Below are 2,356 nucleotides of genomic sequence, written 5' to 3' on the forward strand. Positions count from 1 at the left end.
GCCGTGGCGACGACCCCCGCTCTCCCCCCCGGCGGGGGTCGTCGCATGTCCGGACGCATTTTCGCCGTCCCATCATGATCTCCTCCCTCTCGCGCGCATCGCGCGTTCGCCACCCCTGATCCCGCGGCTTGTGACGCAGCGTAATGGCCGCGCTGCGCACGGGTAAGTCGCTGGTATAGGTGATCGGGATATTCACAACCGGCGAGTTATCCACAGTTCTGGAGCAAGATCCACACGATTTCCCGGTTCGTTGCACGCTGATTCCCCGCGAAGTTCGCGGACGTGAGAGTTCGAAGTGGAGAGGGGTGGGGAATCGTGACCGGAATCATCACATCCGATGCGTCGGCGCGGGACGGCGGAGGGCAGCGGTGCCGACCGTTGATCATCACCGAGGACGAGCGACTGCTCGACGATCTGTTGCGGCTGTGCGCGGCCGCGGGCGCGGAGGCCGAAGTATCGCCCGGGCTGCCCGCGGGGCCTTCCGGTAGCGGCGGCTGGGAGGGCGCGCCGCTGATTTTGGTGGGAGACGACGCGGCGGGGCGGTTACGGGTGACGTCGCGCCGGGCGGGCGTGCTGCTTGTCGGGCGGGATCCGGAGGAGCCGGGCGTCTGGCGGCGGGCCGTGGGTGTCGGCGCCGAGTACGTGCTCTCGCTGCCCGAGGACGAACGCTGGCTGGTCGACCGGATCGCCGACGCCGCGGAGGGTGTCGGCCGTCAGGCGCTGACCGTGGGCGTGCTCGGTGGGCGCGGCGGGGCCGGAGCGAGCACCCTGGCCTGCGCCCTGGCCGTCACCGCGGCCCGCGACGGGCGGCGCACGATGCTCGTGGACGGCGACCCGCTGGGCGGCGGGCTCGACGTGCTGCTCGGCGGTGAGGGCACCGGAGGGCTGCGGTGGCCCGCCTTCGCCGAGTCGCGGGGGCGGGTCGGTGGCCGGGCGCTGGAGGAGTCGCTGCCCGAGCTGCACGCGCTGCGGGTGCTGAGTTGGGATCGGGGCGAGTCGGTCCGGATCCCGCCGGAGGCGATGCGCTCGGTGCTGGCCGCCGCCCGGCGGCGCGGCGGAGTCGTCGTGGTCGACCTGCCGCGGTCCGCGGACGACTGTGTTGCCGAGGCCCTGGCACAGCTCGACCTGGGGCTGCTCGTGGTGCCCGCCGAGCTGCGGGCTGTCGCCGCGGCGCGGCGAGTGGCGGCGTCGGCGGGTGCGGCGCTGCGGGACCTGCGGGTCGTGGCGCGGGGCCCGTACGGTTCCGGGCTCGATGACGAGGAGATCGCCGGGCTGCTCGGACTGCCGCTGGTGGGTGAACTCCCGCCCGAGCCGGGGATTTCGGGCGCTCTTGAGGGCGGGGTTCCGCCCGGCGGTGCGGTGCGGGGGCCGCTCGCGCGGTTCTGCTCGGGGTTCTGGGCGGAGGTTCTGCCGGATGGTGATGGGCCGACTGCCGTGCCTTGTACGGCTGTTGGCGAGATGGCCGTGGGCGGGGCGGTGGGTGCCGATGGGATGCCCCCAGGCCGTGCTGTGGCCAGGGGTGTGGGGCCTCTCTGGGCGAGGAGCGTGGCCGCATGAGGGCGACGAGCGTCGCCGGCGGCACTCCGGCGACGCTGCTGGACGCCGTGCGGCTGCGGCTCGCGGAGACGGGTGCCGAGCCGACGCCGTCGCGGGTGGCAGCCGCGTTGCGGGAGCAGGGGCGGCTGCTGGGCGACGCGGAGGTGCTGCGCGTGGTGACGCGGCTGCGCTCGGAACTGGTGGGCAGCGGCCCGCTGGAGCCGCTCCTCGCGGAGCCGGATGTCACGGATGTGCTGGTGACAGCGCCTGACCAGGTGTGGGTGGACCGCGGCTTCGGGCTGGAGCGCACGGACGTCAGCTTCCCGGACGCGGCGGCGGTGCGCGGGCTCGCCCAGCGGCTGGCCGCCGTCGCCGGCCGGCGGCTGGACGACGCGCGGCCATGGGTGGACGCGCGGTTGCCGGACGGGACGCGGTTGCACGCCGTGCTGCCGCCGGTGGCCGTCGGCTCGACCTGCCTCTCGCTGCGGGTGGTCCGGCCGCGGGCGTTCGGTCTGGACGAACTGGTCGCCGCGGGCACTGTTCCACCGGGAGGGGAACGGCTGTTGCGGGCGATGCTGGAGGCGCGGCTCTCGTTCCTCATCAGCGGCGGTACGGGCTCCGGGAAGACGACCCTGCTCAGCACGTTGCTGGGGCTGGTCGGCCTGGACGAGCGGATCGTACTGGCCGAGGACTCCGCGGAGTTGAGGCCCAACCACCCGCATGTGGTCCGGCTGGAGGCGCGGCCCGCGAACCAGGAGGGCACCGGGCGGGTCACGTTGCGGGACCTGGTGCGGCAGGCGCTGCGCATGCGGCCCGACCG

Annotated in this window: 2 protein-coding genes; both read left to right on the top strand. The window is 74.2% G+C overall.

Annotated features, from left to right (window positions below; genetic code table 11):
• Positions 1-315 precede the first annotated feature (315 nt).
• Positions 316-1,557, top strand: coding sequence for a septum site-determining protein Ssd (gene ssd / locus AOK16_RS24810; RefSeq protein ID WP_079101769.1), 1,242 nt, complete (start codon positions 316-318; stop codon positions 1,555-1,557).
• The coding region (locus AOK16_RS24815; protein WP_157859350.1) for a TadA family conjugal transfer-associated ATPase at positions 1,554-2,356 on the top strand (803 nt) is incomplete at its 3' end. The genes ssd and AOK16_RS24815, both read left to right, overlap by 4 nt.

This window comes from Streptomyces pathocidini (assembly GCF_001418495.1).
Taxonomy (GTDB): Bacteria; Actinomycetota; Actinomycetes; order Streptomycetales; family Streptomycetaceae; genus Streptomyces; species Streptomyces pathocidini.